The sequence below is a fragment of the Haloparvum alkalitolerans genome, from assembly GCF_050122995.1.
Taxonomy (GTDB): Archaea; Halobacteriota; Halobacteria; order Halobacteriales; family Haloferacaceae; genus Haloparvum; species Haloparvum alkalitolerans.
This window is the reverse complement of sequence record NZ_JBNLIA010000017.1, coordinates 1-12,297: the sequence shown is the minus strand read 5'-3', so window position 1 is coordinate 12,297 and position 12,297 is coordinate 1. Positions and strand designations below refer to the sequence as shown.

Below are 12,297 nucleotides of genomic sequence, written 5' to 3'. Positions count from 1 at the left end.
CCGGTAATGCCTCACCAATGTACCTCCTGCGGACGGACGTTCGCGGACGGCTCCAAGGAGATGCTCTCCGGCTGTCCCGACTGCGGCGGGAACAAGTTCCAGTTCAAGCCCCCGGGAGCGACGGATCCCGACCCGGAGCCAGGGTCCGGGTCCAGCGACCGCGACGCGACCGCTCCAGCCGAAACGGAGGGGCGGACCGCCTCCCACGACGACGCCGAACCGCGGACGCGGTCGAACTCCGGTCGGCGGGCGGACGCGACGACGGACACGACGACGGACACGACGACGGACACGACGACGGACACAACGACGGACACAACGACGGACACGACGACGAGCGCCAGGACGGATGCGGAGACAGACGCCGCAGCGAGCGGCGCCGGGGCGGACCGTACCGAAGCGGGCGACGACGCTGCGACCGCGCCCGAGGTCGACGCCGAGGACCGCGCGCAGGCCAGCGCCCGCTCGGACGTGGTCTCGCCCGATGAACTCCCGGATACGGACGGCACGTCCTCTCGACCCGAAACTGGGGGCGACGAGGGCGGCGATCCCCACGCCGACGAACGCCCCGGACTCGACTCCCTCCGCGAGGAGCTCAACGATCAGTTCGAGAGCATCCGGATCGTCGGCCAGGGCGAGTACGAACTGAACCTGATGGAACTGTACGACAGACAGGAGTACATCATCTCGCTGCGCGAGGACGGCCGCTACGTGATCGAGATGCCCGGCAACTGGGGCCCGGACGACGAGTAGTCGACGCCGACGATCGGGCAGCGGCCCCGACGACCGAGCAGGCAACGCCCACGACCGAGCAGGCGACGCCCACGACCGAGCAGGCGACGCCCACGACCGAGCAGGCGACGCCCGTCAGTCGAGCCGTTTCCGTTCGTTTTTGACAGACGAAACTTCCGTTCGTTTCCGGCAGGCGAAACGTTCCTGAGACATCAGGTCATCGGAGCGCCGTCTCGGTGTTTTCTCTCCGGCAACGGTTGGACAAGAGGACACAGTTATGCGGCTTCCTCGTCTATGCGGGTTCATGCCCGAGCGTCACGTTTCGAGAGCCGGAGGCCGCCGATGCGCGTAGTCGCGAAGTTCGGCGGCACGAGTCTGGGGAGTGGAGACCGCATCAACCGAGCGGCCGACTCGGTCGCGAAGGCGGTCGAGGAGGGCCACGAGATCGCGATCGTCGCGAGCGCGATGGGGTCGACGACGGACGAACTCCTCGACGAGATCACGTTCGAGGCCGATGACGCCGACCGCGCCGAGATCGTCTCGATGGGCGAGCGGACGAGCGTCCGCATGCTCAAGGCCGCGCTCGCGGCCCGCGACGTGGACGCGGTGTTCCTCGAACCCGGCCATCCGGACTGGCCGGTCATCACGAACGAGCTCGGCGAGGTGGACGTCGAGGAGACGCGCGCTCGCGCACAGCAACTCGCCGCCGAGATGGACGGCGTCGTCCCGGTCATCACGGGCTTCCTCGCGGAGGACCACGACGGGAACGTCACGACGCTCGGCCGCGGCGGGTCCGACACGACCGCGGTGATGCTTGGCAACTACATGGACGCCGACGAGGTCGTCATCGTCACCGACGTGGAGGGCGTCATGACCGGCGACCCGCGGGTCGTCGAGGGCGCGCGCAACGTCGGTCGGATCACGGTCGACGAGCTCAGAAACCTCTCGTTCCGCGGCGCGGAGGTCGTCGCCCCGAGCGCGCTCTCGTACAAGGGGACCGACCTGGCGGTCCGGGTCGTCCACTACCAGCACGGCGACTTACTCGCGGGCGGCACCGAGATCGAGGGCCAGTTCGAGAACCTGATCGACATGCGTGAGGAGCCGCTCGCCTGCCTCACCGTCGCCGGCCGCGCGATCAGGAACCGGCCGGGGATCCTCGCGGACCTGTCCGCGCGCCTCCGCACGGACGAGATCAACATCGACGCGGTCGCGTCCGGCATGGACTCGGTCACCTTCTACGTCGACGTGGACCGGGCGGAGGCCGCCGAGGCCCTGCTCCACGAGGAGGTCGTCACCGACGACGCGCTCTCGTCGGTCACCGTCCACGACCCGGTCGCAGTCATCCGCCTGACCGGCGGCGAACTCCCGAACCGCCCCGGCATTATCCAGGAGATCGTCTCACCCCTCGCGGAGGCCGGGATCAACATCATCGACCTGATCACCAGTGCCACCTCCGTCGCGCTGTTCGTCGACTGGGACGACCGCGAGGAGGCCCTGGAGATCGTTCAAGAGGAGTTCGAGGCGTAGCCCACGTAGCCCACGGACGCGGGTCCGAACCACGGACACGGAACCGAACTGCAGTCCTGAAAATTTCTGTCAGGAGTACCGCTTCCGTCAGAAGTAGCGCTGCCGTCAGAAATGCTGCGGAGGATTTCTGCCGTAACTAGACAAAAACATCGACCCTCGGGACCGCATCCCTCACAGACAAACGGCTCAGTCGCCGTTCTCGAACGCGAGGGAGACGCCGTCAGCGGCTACGGTCGCGCCGGCCGCACAGACCGCGTGCTCGAAGTCGGCGCCGAGCACCTCGGCCGCGGCCTCACCCGCGGTCGCGGCGTCGAGACCGAACGGTTCGGGCGCGTCCTTCTCGTAGGTCGCGACGAGCGTCGGCTCGTCGACCTCCTCCACCAGCAGCGCATCGCGTCGGACCGTCCCGATCGTCGCGGTCTCTGCCCCAACGACCCCGGCGATCCGGGGGGTGTCGTAGTCGTCCTTCTCGAAGTCGAGTGCGAGGAGGGGATTCGCGAGCGCGTCGCGGGCGGGGTACCCCCGCTCCAGTTTCTCTGCGATCGGGTCGACGTGCGAACCGTTCCCGACGACAGCGAGCGTCTCGCCCGCGGGCGTCTCGACCGCGCGCGCACAGTTGTAGGAGATGTAGGGATTGTCCGTCTCCGGGGCGTCGGGGGTCGGCCCCACGGTCAGCGTCCCCTCGCGGTCGACCACGCGGCGGTTCGGGAACGAGCGTGAGGAGACGCGATAGGCGCCGATACCGGGTCCGACGACGACGAAACGACCGATGTACATACACGAACGTGGTTATCTGTCGGACTAATAGGTAACGATATATGCACCTCCGAGGAAACTGCCACCACGGCGTATCGGTCCTCGCTCGTCCTTGGGCCGACCACGGCGACCGGCGCATGCTGCAAAAACCACCCGCAGGAAGCGGGTCGCCAGCCGACTCGGCTTCGCAACACTCATAACTATCCACGCACTACCGACTGATGCGTTCGTAGTTCCATGGGGTAGCGGCCAATCCTGAAGCCTTCTGGGGGCTTCGACCCAGGTTCGAATCCTGGTGGAACTATTTCTCCTGCACTACGTTCGGAGTCACATCTCCGTGTTTCCACCTGAAACGGAGGGGTCTCCGGGTCCTCGTTCGCGACCGGTTGTCGCCCACCGAACCGCTCCGGTCGTCGCCCGCCGAACCTCTCCAGTCGTCGCCCGCCGAACCTACCCAGTCGGTCACTTCTCCACGTCGAGCAGAGCGACCCGTTCCAGCACCACGTCCGCGAGCGTCCCGTCGACCGCGGCCAGCTCCGCGTCGCTCACGTCGAAGAACTCTCGGACGGTCGCGAGGTCGGTCCCGGGAACGTCCCCGTCGGGCCCCACGACCGCGGAATCGGCTAGCAGGTCGAGCACGCGGTCGACCGCCCTCTCGACGGCTTCCTCGTTCTCCTCGGTCGGCCGGTCACCGCATCCGCGCTCTTCGGTCGGCCGGTCACCGCATCCGCGCTCTTCGGTCGGCCGGTCACCGCATCCGCGCTCTCCGCCGGTCTCCCCTTCGGTCATCGACGTCGCGTAGACGACCGCCGCGGCCGGCCCCTCGCCCTCGTCGACGCCCATCTTCAGCGCGCGGTCGATCTGTCGACGGCCGGCCGCGTACAGCAGCACCTCGACCGCGCGGTCCCGCGCGACGGTCTCTCCGCGGTCGGCGGCGCGCTCGGCCAACTCGACCGCGCGGACGAGGTGCCGCCGGGAGACGACGTACCGCGCGTCGAACACCTGCACCACCGCGCCGGTCGCCTCGCGGACGGCATTCACCTCCGCGAGGAACGCGTCGAGGTCGTCGACCCGCGCGGTCCCTGCCACAACACGCACGTCGACCTCGGGCGCACTGCCGACAGTCGCGCCCGTCATCCGAAATCACCCAGACTCGACTGGCCGTCGCCGTCCCCCTCGGCGGCGCCGGCGGTCGCGGCCGCGGAGGCACTCGCGTCCGCGCGCACGCCGTCCATCGAGGGGTCCTCGCGGCCGGCGTTCTGGAGGATGCGCTCGGCGGTCTTCTCGCGCCCGCGGAGCGCACCGAGTACCACCGACTTGTCGGCCTCACGGAGGTCCGCCCGATCCTCGATGCCCGCCTCGTAGAGCCGCCGAGCGCGCTTTCGGCCGACGCTCCGGACCCCGGCCAGGTCCAGCAGCTCCTCGCGAACGCCGTACTCGACGCGCTTGCGCGCCTCGCGGACCGCGACGACCGCGTCCGGGTGCACGTCGACCTCCCGCGCGAGCGTCTCGGCCGCCCGGAGGAGCCACTCCGCGGTCTCGACCTTCCCGCGGATGTCGCCGGGGCCGACGCCGTACCGCTCAGCGATGCGGTCCTCGTCCACCTCGCTGGCCCAGTCCTCCAGCATCCGCGCGGTCTTGAGCGACGCGAGCCAGTCCTCGAAGCGCACGTCCTCGTACTCCGAGGGCACGTCCCCCGGGAGCTCCGCCTCGCGCTCGTAGCAGAGCTCGGTGTACGTCTCGCGGTCGCCGGACTTGAGGTAGAGCTCGTACATGTCCGGCGTCCGGCTCACGAGGTGGTAGAGCCCGAGGGGCGTGAGGTCGATGTCGGCGCTACCGTCGCTTTCGCTTTCCCCGTCGCTTTCGCCTTCTCCGTCGCTCTCGCCTTCCCCTTCGCTTCCGCCTTCGTCCGCACCCACATTTTTGTCCTCGGCGTCACCCTCTCCGGCGTCACCCTCATCGCTCCGCGTGTAGTTCATGAACGCGGTCTCCTCGCCGGCGCCGCCGTCCTCGGCGGGGACGAACTCGGCGTTCGCGGTCCCCGCGGCCGCCTCGTTTTCGTCTCCCTCCGCAGTCCCCGCGGCAGCCTCCAGCCCGTCGATCATCTCGGCGGCGCTCATGGGGTCCAGATACAGCCGGGAGACGGTGTGGCCCGTCGAGGTGGCCGACAGCGACTCCGTGCCGTCCGCGTACTCGCGGTCGAGGAAGCCGTTGACCTCCAGGTAGTCGAGGACGGTGTCCGTCACCGACTCCAGCCGGCGGTCGTCGTCCGTCTGGGTGGCGTACAGCGTGTTGCTCAGGAACTCTAACAGTCCCTCGCGGGTCGAGGCGAAGCCGGTCGCGACGGTCGCGAGCACGTGCGTTCGGAGCGCGGGCTCGGCGGCGAGCTTCGAGCGCACGTTCTCCGGCTCGGCCCAGATGTACCGCTCGAACAGTTCGTCCATCGTGTCGGAGTCCTTCGCGAGCAGCACCGCCTCGCCGTAGGGGTCGAGCCCCGGCCGCCCGGCGCGGCCGCACATCTGGTGGACCTCCAGCACGTCCAGCGGCTTCATGCCGCCGAACTCGCCGTCGTAGCGCCGCCAGTCGCGGACGATCACGCGGCGGGCGGGCGTGTTCACCCCCGCGGCGAGCGTCGGCGTCGCGGCGATGACCTTGATCAGCCGGTCGCGGAAGGCGTCCTCCACGAGGCTCCGGTGCTCGCTCGCGAGCCCGGCGTGGTGGAAGGCGGCGCCCTGCTCGACGGCGTCGGCCAGATCCTCGGACGTGTCGGTGTCCGAGACGCCCCTGATCTCCTCGGCCAGCGCACGGAGGTCGTCGCGCTCGTCGGCGGTCAGTCGGGGCTTTGTCACGTCGGTCAGCTTGCGCGCGGCCGACTCCGCGTTTCGTCGGGAGTTGACGAACACCAGCGAGGAGCCGCCCTGTCCCTCCTCCTCGGTGTCGAGCGCGTCCGCGACCAGCGCCGCGGTCTGGTCCTCGCCGCGCTCGACGGGGACTTCCTTCTGGCTCCCGTCGTCGAAGTTGATCGCGTTGCCGAAGTGGACGCCCATCCGGAGGTCGATGGGGCGCCAGTCCGACTCCACCAACTCGGCGTCGAGCCAGTCGGCGACGACGTCGGCGTTGCCGACCGTCGCGGAGAGCGCGACCGTCTGCAGTCCGGGGTTCACGCGGCGGAGCTTCGCGAGCGTCACCTCGAGCGTCGGGCCGCGGCCGGCGTCGTCGACGAGGTGGACCTCGTCGGAGACGACGCAGGTGAGGTCGTCGATCCACGGGGCGCCGTTGCGGATCAGCGAGTCGACCTTCTCGGAGGTGGCCACGATGATGTCGCGGCTCGCGAGCCACTCGCCGTCGGACTCGTAGTTACCCGTCGAGACACCGGTCGTCACGCCGAACTCCGCCCACCGCTCGAACTCGGCCTTCTTCTCGGACGCCAGCGCGCGCAGGGGGACGATGTACAGCGCCTTCCCGCCGCGCTCGACCGCCGAGAGCATGGCTAACTCGGCGATCAGCGTCTTCCCGGACGCGGTCGGCACGGCCGCGACGAGGCTCTCGCCGTCGGTCACTCCGGCGTCGACCGCCGCCTCCTGGGGCGGGTAGAGATCGGCGATCCCCTCCGCTTCGAGGGCCTCGCCAACGCCCGCGGGAAGCCCGGAGAGCGAGGTCGGTTCCATTGGGTGTCCGTCGTCCCCGCTCGGATTTAAAGGGTCGGAGAGAGCGTGCTACACCTCGTCGGCCGGGCCGCGCTACACCTCGTCGTCGAGATCGTGCTCCTCGGCCATCCGGTCGGCCTCGCGGGCGAAGCGCTCGACGTTCTCGGGGTCCGTCGCGGCCAGGTCCGACCCGTCCACCTCGCGGCCGGCGGTGACGCCGCGACCGGTGACGAGGCGCTGCTGGGCGATCTCGGTGGTGTGCATGCGCTCGCCGTCGGTCGTGGCGTACGTGAGACGGACGAGGCCCTTCGAGTCGAACTGTCGGTCGACGAGCCAGACGCGGGGCATGTCTGGTGGAACGTCGCCGGCGATCGGGATAAAGCGCCTGTTCGCGGCTCCGCGGACGCGGCCGCGTCGGTCGCCGTCGCCCGGGAGCGGTAACAGGCGTTTTTACCCCGGGCGGTGTAGCCGGACGCAATGACCGACAGCGACGACGAGGAGAACGGCAGCGAGGCCGTCCGGCAGGCGGTCGAGGAGTCGCGCCACGGCGCGCCGGCCGTGGGCGCGGTGGTCCGCGACCGCTTCGAGACGGACGAGGTGTTCCAACGCATCGTCGCGGCCGCGGACGACGAGATCGACACGCCGTTCCGCGAGCTGTTCTTCAGCGCGCTGGCGGCCGGGTTCGCGATCACGCTGACGTTCCTGATGTACGCGTCGCTGTACGGCGCTACGGACGGCCACCCGATCCTGAAGGCGCTTCTGTACCCCATTGGGTTCATCTACATCATCATCGGCGGGTATCAGCTGTACACCGAGAACACGCTCCCGCCGGTCGCGCTCGTACTGGAGCGGCTCGCCAGCGTGCCGGCGCTGTTGCGCGTCTGGCTCGTCGTGATGATCGGCAACTTCGTCGGCGGCGGGCTGGGCGCGCTCGTGCTCGCGTACTCCGGCGTGTTCTCGCCCGCGGCCGCTGAGGCGGCCATGAGCCTCTCGCAGACCGGGCTGGAGACGCCCTTCTGGGACCTGTTCTTCAAGGCCGGCTTCGCCGGGTTCATCGTCGCGGGCGTCGTCTGGATGGACTTCGCTTCGCGGGACACGATCTCGCGGCTGGTCCTGATCTACATCGCGTTCCTCTGTATCCCGCTGGCGAACCTCTTCCACGTCGTCGTCTCGTTCACGGAGCTGATGTACCTCTTCTTCCTGGGCGAGGCGGCACTGCTCCCCGGGCTGACGACGTTCGTCTTCCCGGTACTGCTCGGGAACACCATCGGCGGCGTGCTCTTGGTCACGGTGGTCAACTACTTCCAGACCTCCGAGAGCCGTCGGCAGACCGTCCGCGAGGGCCAGGACGTGACCCAGCTCACGCTGGGCGAGCTGACGATGGGCGCCCGCGCCGGCCGGACGTACGTCCCGGTCGAGCCGGACGAGCGGTCCTATACCCAGCGTCGTGAGGAGGAAGACTGACGCCGCCTGCCGGTTACCCACCCCGCGGCCGGAACCGACTCCGTTCTCCGCTCCTGCTCTCGCACTCCCGTTTCTGAGCCCGCTCCCGCACTCCCGTTTCTGAGCCCGCTCCCGCACTCCCGTTCTCCAAAACGGAAGTCTCAGAAGACGCTGTCGGCGGTCGCGGCGCCGACGACGCTGAACACCGCGCCGACGGTCACGGCCTTCGCGGTCGTGAGCCACAGGTCGACGCCCGCGATCCCCTGCTCGATCAGGAACGTGTCCGGAGCGTCGAACAGGAGGGCGAGCACCGCGACGGAGCCGAACGAGACCACCATCAGCGAGACGAACCGGACCGGGATCCCGACGACCTCCTGTTCCTCGTCCGGATCGCGGCCGGTGTCCGCGCGATAGAGCGCCGCGTAGCCGATTGCGGCGACGACGCAGGCGGTCAGGACGGCCTGCAGCCCGTTCATCCCGCCGGCGAGCACCCACACCTCCTCGGTGACGACGAACGGCCCCGCGAGCAGGAACCCGCCGACGATCTGCTGGGCGGAGTCCGCGATCCGGAAGTTGGGACGCCGCAGCCCCCGTGGTCGCTTCATGCTTCCCCATGCGAGGGGTGGCGATAAAACTCCGCCGCCAGCGCCCCCCGTCCGTCGCCTCGCCGACGCCTCGCAGGCGCCTCGGCGGCTCCTCGCCGACGGCGAGGCGTCCGAACCGGTTTTCACGCCGCCGGCCGGAGAGTCGGTCATGAGCGTTCGCGAGGAGTTCGACGAGTGGGCCGCGTCGGGGAAGGACCGCGGGATGGAGGAGCGCCACTGGCACACCGCGAAGCACGTCCTCGCCCGGATGCCCGTGGAGCGGGGCGACACGGTCGTCGACCTCGGAACCGGGTCGGGGTACGCGCTCCGCGCGCTCCGCGAGCGGGGGATCGGCCGCGGCTACGGCCTCGACGGCGCGCCGGAGATGGCCCGCAACGCGCGGAGCTACACCGACGACCCCGACGTGGGCTTCCTCGTCGGGGACTTCGACGACCTGCCGTTCGCGGACGACTCGGTCGACCACGTCGTCACGATGGAGGCGTTCTACTACGCCGCGGACCCCCACCGAACGCTCGAGGAAGTCCGCCGAGTTCTGAAACCCGGCGGCACCTTCTACTGCGCGGTCAACTTCTTCGCGGAGAGCGAGCACACGCACGCATGGCAGGACTCGATCTCCGTGGACATGACGCTGTGGAGCCGCGAGCAGTACCGCGAGGCGTTCCGCGAGGCGGGACTCCACGTCGCCGAACAGGACGCGATCCCGGACCGCGAGATCGAGATCCCGCCCGCGGAGGCGTTCCCGACCGACAGCTGGGAGACGCGCGAGGCGATGGTCGACCGCTATCGGACGTGGGGGACCCTGCTGACCGTCGGCGTCGCGCCCTGATACGGACGATTTTCTGAATCGGGGCAGCGCCGGCCGCGGTCACTCCGCGGGCGGCCACTCGACGTCGCGATCGGCCAGCAGGTCCGCGAACGCCTCCTCGTCCAGTTCCGGCACGCCTTCCTCGTCCGCGTCCGCGCGCTTGGTCGCGCCGGGGTCCTCGCCGACGACGAGGTAGTCGGTGTTGCCGGACACGCTCCCGGTCGCGTTCGCGCCGTGTCGCTCCACCAGCTCCTGCGCCTCGCTACGGGGGACCGACAGCGCGCCCGTGAACACGAACGTCAGCCCGTCGAGCTCGTCGCCGGTCTCGCCCGCGACGGGTTGGGGGTCGACCCCGAGGTCGCGGAGGGCCTCGATGGCCTCGCGGTTGCGCTCGGCGTCGAGGAACTCCCGAATCTCGGTCGCGACCGTCTCGCCCACGTCCTCGACCGCGGTCAGCTCCTCGACGTCGGCGTCCAGCAGCGCGTCGAGCGTCCCGAAGTGCGTCGACAGCGAGCGCGCGGTCGTCGGCCCCACCTCCGGGATGCCGAGCGCGGCGAGGAATTCGTCGAGCGGCGGCTCCTTCGAGGCCGAAAGCTCCGCGATCAGGTTCTCCGCGCTCGTCTCGCCCCACCCCTCCAGCCCCACGAGGTCGTCCTTCTCCAGCCGGTAGAGGTCCGGGAGCGACTCGACGAGCCCGGCCTCCCGGAGCTGTTCGACCGTCTCCGGCCCGAGCCCCTCGATGTCGAGCGCGTCGCGGCGCGCCCAGTGCTCGACCGCCCGCTCCAGCTGTGCGGGACAGCCGAGCCCACCGGTACAGAACGCCAGGGGACCGTCGCGCTCGACCACGGAGCCGCAGACCGGGCACTCCGCCGGGAACTCGTAGTGCCCCTCCGAGCGCTTCTCCACGACCGCGGGGATGTAGGGGATCACGTCGCCCGCGCGGTAGACCCGAACCACGTCGCCGACGTTCACGCCGAGCGTCTCGATCTCCTCGGGGTTGTGGAGCGTCGCCCGCGAAACCGTCACGCCGCCGACCTCGACGGGATCGAGCATCGCGACCGGCGTGAGCCGGCCGGTGCGGCCAACCTGTACGACGACGTCCTCGACGGTCGTGGTCTCGGTCCGCGGCGGGAACTTGTAGGCGAACGCCCACCGGTACGACCGCGAGGTGGTCCCGAGCGCGTCGCAGGCCGCGTGGTCGTTCACCTTGATGACGGTGCCGTCGATCTCGTAGTCGAGGTCGTCGCGGACCGACTCCATCCGGTCCCGGTAGTCGATCGCCTCGTCGACGTCCGCGACCAGTTCCACGCGGTCGTTGTGTCTGAGCCCGAGGTCCTCGAAGAGGTCGAGTTCGTCCCAGTGGGTCGGCGGGCGCCCGCGGCCGGGTTCGCCGGCGTCTCCCGCGTTCTCGCCCTCCGAGCCGGCGCTTCCCGCGTCCGCGCTCGTCCCGCCCGCCCCGGCCGACTCCGTCCCGCCCGCCTCCGCCCAGTCGAGCACGTCGAAGAAGAATATCGAGAGCGGCCGCTCCGCGACGACGGAGGGGTCGAGCTGGCGGAGCGTCCCCGCGGCCGCGTTCCGGGGGTTCGCGAACGGCTCCTTCCCCGCCTCTCGGCGCTCGCGGTTGTGCTCCTCGAACGCGTCCAGCGGCATGTACACCTCGCCGCGGACCGCGAGGAACGCCGGCGGGTCCCCCCGGAGCTTGCTCGGGACCGCGCGTATCGTCCGCACCTGCTCGGTCACGTCGTCGCCCTCGTGCCCGTCCCCTCGGGTCGCGGCGCGCGCGTATTCGCCGTCCTCGTAGATCACCTCGACGGAGAGTCCGTCGAACTTCGGCTCGCAGACGTAGTCGACGTCGGGGTCGATCTCCGCCTCGCGGAGGTTCCTGCGCACGCGCTCGTCGAACTCGCGCACGTCCGCGGCGTCGGTCGAGGCGTCGATGGAGAGCATCGGCGCGGTGTGTGCGACCGTTTCGAGGTGGTCCACCGGCGCCCCGCCGACGCGCTGTGTCGGGGAGTTCTCGGTCGGGAGGTCGAAGGCGTCCTCCAGTTCGAGCAACCGGTCGAACAGCGCGTCGTACTTCGCGTCCGAGACGATGGGGTCCGCCTCGACGTAGTACCGGTAATCGTGCTCGCGGACCGCGTCCCGGAGCAGCGCGGCCTGCTCGGCCGCCGTCTCCGGGTCCAGTTCCGCGATCGGATCGAAGTCGGTCGGCGGGTCGCGGACGTAGGGGTTCTCGTCGGGGTCGGCGTAGCGGTGGCCCTCCGCGCCCTCGTCGTCGGCCGATCCGTCCGGATCGCGGGCGGCCGCGTCGTCGCTCATGCACGGGCGTGTGCGCGCCACAGTCTAAAAGCGGTCGGAGAAACAGCGATTCCCCTTCCTGTGGCGTTTTGTGAGGTTCTTCTGTGTCTGTCGCAGATCCTGCTGATCGGGGCGGCATCACCCAGAAAGCCCCAGCCGGCTCTCCGTACAACGTTTTTGAAACTGCTGGCGATCCTGCTGTGTGGGACAGCACCACCCAGAAAGCCCCAGCCGGCTCGACCCGCCGGGCCTCGCTGCGCGCTCGCGCCTCTCCGCACAGCTCGGCGCGAGTGCTTACGTCGTCCGGGCGGGATCGAGCCGGCTGCCCCTTTCAGTCCCACCCCGCAACCGCACCACAACCGCACCGCGACCGTCCAGCACCGCAGCCTCGCACCTCCCCAACCTCGGCGGCGGCGCGGCCGCGGAACCGCACCGCACAGCAGGCGGCCGCGCCGCCGCCTCCCGCGCGCGCGGTGCGCACGCG

9 protein-coding genes, 1 tRNA gene and 1 pseudogene are annotated in these 12,297 nt (G+C 70.0%); 5 read left to right on the top strand and 6 right to left on the bottom strand.

Annotation, left to right across the window (positions count from 1 at the left end):
- Nucleotides 1–6 precede the first annotated feature (6 nt).
- Both ACQE3L_RS14790 and ACQE3L_RS14785 read left to right on the top strand, forming a co-directional pair.
- The gene (locus tag ACQE3L_RS14790) at nucleotides 7–753 is read left to right on the top strand and encodes an OapC/ArvC family zinc-ribbon domain-containing protein (protein WP_426964632.1); all 747 of its coding nucleotides are present in this window, start codon (nucleotides 7–9) and stop codon (nucleotides 751–753) included.
- A gap of 321 nt (nucleotides 754–1,074) precedes the next feature.
- Nucleotides 1,075–2,259, top strand: coding sequence for an aspartate kinase (locus ACQE3L_RS14785; protein WP_426964631.1), 1,185 nt, complete (start codon nucleotides 1,075–1,077; stop codon nucleotides 2,257–2,259).
- Nucleotides 2,260–2,445: 186 nt separating this feature from the next.
- On the opposite strand, the gene ACQE3L_RS14780 is transcribed toward ACQE3L_RS14785, so the two are convergent.
- Nucleotides 2,446–3,036 (bottom strand): IMP cyclohydrolase, encoded by a 591-nt coding sequence (locus ACQE3L_RS14780; RefSeq protein ID WP_426964630.1) that lies wholly within the window; start codon nucleotides 3,034–3,036, stop codon nucleotides 2,446–2,448.
- Between the two features lie 210 nt (nucleotides 3,037–3,246).
- On the opposite strand from ACQE3L_RS14780, the gene ACQE3L_RS14775 reads away from it, so the two are divergent.
- A tRNA-Gln gene (locus ACQE3L_RS14775) sits at nucleotides 3,247–3,319 on the top strand.
- 158 nt (nucleotides 3,320–3,477) lie between these two features.
- Here ACQE3L_RS14775 and cgi121 read toward each other — a convergent pair.
- The 3 genes from cgi121 to ACQE3L_RS14760 all read right to left on the bottom strand — a co-directional run bounded on the left by cgi121 (nucleotide 3,478) and on the right by ACQE3L_RS14760 (nucleotide 7,010).
- Nucleotides 3,478–4,152 (bottom strand): KEOPS complex subunit Cgi121, encoded by a 675-nt coding sequence (cgi121, locus tag ACQE3L_RS14770; protein WP_426964629.1) that lies wholly within the window; start codon nucleotides 4,150–4,152, stop codon nucleotides 3,478–3,480.
- A complete protein-coding gene (locus ACQE3L_RS14765) occupies nucleotides 4,149–6,683 on the bottom strand; it encodes an ATP-dependent DNA helicase (RefSeq protein WP_426964628.1) in 2,535 nt (844 codons plus the stop codon). The genes cgi121 and ACQE3L_RS14765 overlap by 4 nt, the downstream gene beginning before the upstream one ends.
- A 72-nt stretch (nucleotides 6,684–6,755) precedes the next feature.
- Complete coding sequence (locus ACQE3L_RS14760; RefSeq protein WP_426964627.1) at nucleotides 6,756–7,010, bottom strand: DUF7967 family protein; 255 nt, start codon at nucleotides 7,008–7,010, stop codon at nucleotides 6,756–6,758.
- Nucleotides 7,011–7,139: 129 nt separating this feature from the next.
- On the opposite strand from ACQE3L_RS14760, the pseudogene ACQE3L_RS14755 reads away from it, so the two are divergent.
- A pseudogene (locus ACQE3L_RS14755) lies at nucleotides 7,140–8,078 on the top strand (formate/nitrite transporter family protein); the annotation flags it as partial.
- Nucleotides 8,079–8,266: 188 nt separating this feature from the next.
- Here the strand turns inward: ACQE3L_RS14755 and ACQE3L_RS14750 are convergent.
- Nucleotides 8,267–8,710 (bottom strand): DUF2391 domain-containing protein, encoded by a 444-nt coding sequence (locus ACQE3L_RS14750; RefSeq protein ID WP_426964626.1) that lies wholly within the window; start codon nucleotides 8,708–8,710, stop codon nucleotides 8,267–8,269.
- A gap of 148 nt (nucleotides 8,711–8,858) precedes the next feature.
- Between ACQE3L_RS14750 and ACQE3L_RS14745 the strand changes: the two genes are divergently transcribed.
- Entirely contained in the window at nucleotides 8,859–9,536 is a 678-nt protein-coding gene (locus tag ACQE3L_RS14745; RefSeq protein WP_426964625.1) for a class I SAM-dependent methyltransferase, read from the top strand.
- 39 nt (nucleotides 9,537–9,575) lie between these two features.
- Here the strand turns inward: ACQE3L_RS14745 and ligA are convergent, their stop codons facing one another.
- Nucleotides 9,576–11,834, bottom strand: a complete 2,259-nt coding sequence (gene ligA, locus ACQE3L_RS14740) for an NAD-dependent DNA ligase LigA (protein ID WP_426964624.1) — start codon at nucleotides 11,832–11,834, stop codon at nucleotides 9,576–9,578.
- Nucleotides 11,835–12,297 lie beyond the last annotated feature (463 nt).

What these genes read in the sequence shown, in the direction of transcription:
- ACQE3L_RS14760 (WP_426964627.1), bottom strand. Translation starts at nt 7,010, where the DNA reads ATGCCCCGCGTCTGGCTCGTCGACCGACAGTTCGACTCGAAGGGCCTC.
- ACQE3L_RS14745 (WP_426964625.1), top strand. Translation starts at nt 8,859, where the DNA reads ATGAGCGTTCGCGAGGAGTTCGACGAGTGGGCCGCGTCGGGGAAGGAC.
- ligA (WP_426964624.1), bottom strand. Translation starts at nt 11,834, where the DNA reads ATGAGCGACGACGCGGCCGCCCGCGATCCGGACGGATCGGCCGACGAC.
- cgi121 (WP_426964629.1), bottom strand. Translation starts at nt 4,152, where the DNA reads ATGACGGGCGCGACTGTCGGCAGTGCGCCCGAGGTCGACGTGCGTGTT.
- ACQE3L_RS14765 (WP_426964628.1), bottom strand. Translation starts at nt 6,683, where the DNA reads ATGGAACCGACCTCGCTCTCCGGGCTTCCCGCGGGCGTTGGCGAGGCC.
- ACQE3L_RS14790 (WP_426964632.1), top strand. Translation starts at nt 7, where the DNA reads ATGCCTCACCAATGTACCTCCTGCGGACGGACGTTCGCGGACGGCTCC.
- ACQE3L_RS14780 (WP_426964630.1), bottom strand. Translation starts at nt 3,036, where the DNA reads ATGTACATCGGTCGTTTCGTCGTCGTCGGACCCGGTATCGGCGCCTAT.
- ACQE3L_RS14785 (WP_426964631.1), top strand. Translation starts at nt 1,075, where the DNA reads ATGCGCGTAGTCGCGAAGTTCGGCGGCACGAGTCTGGGGAGTGGAGAC.
- ACQE3L_RS14750 (WP_426964626.1), bottom strand. Translation starts at nt 8,710, where the DNA reads ATGAAGCGACCACGGGGGCTGCGGCGTCCCAACTTCCGGATCGCGGAC.